Consider the following 469-nt stretch of genomic DNA (forward strand, 5'->3'; position numbering starts at 1 on the left):
TTCGCCTTTCCCTCACGGTACTGGTTCACTATCGGTCAGTCAGGAGTATTTAGCCTTGGAGGATGGTCCCCCCATATTCAGACAGGATACCACGTGTCCCGCCTTACTCATCGAGCTCACAGCGTGTGTGCTTTTGTGTACGGGAGTATCACCCTGTACCCTGCGACTTTCCAGACGCTTCCACTAACACACATGCTGATTCAGGCTCTGGGCTGCTCCCCGTTCGCTCGCCGCTACTGGGGGAATCTCGGTTGATTTCTTTTCCTCGGGGTACTTAGATGTTTCAGTTCCCCCGGTTCGCCTTGCAGCACTATGTATTCATGCTGCAATGATGCACTGAGTGCACCGGGTTTCCCCATTCGGACATCGACGGCTGTAGCGGTTCATATCACCTTACCGTCGCTTTACGCAGATTAGCACGTCCTTCATCGCCTCTGACTGCCAGGGCATCCACCGTGTACGCTTAGTC

General features: G+C 54.2%; 1 rRNA gene. It reads right to left on the bottom strand.

Annotated features, from left to right (window positions below):
- A 23S ribosomal RNA gene (locus tag FJW00_RS09695) occupies positions 1 to 469 on the bottom strand; the annotation flags it as partial.

Source organism: Pantoea anthophila (assembly GCF_006494375.1).
Lineage (GTDB): Bacteria > Pseudomonadota > Gammaproteobacteria > Enterobacterales > Enterobacteriaceae > Pantoea > Pantoea anthophila.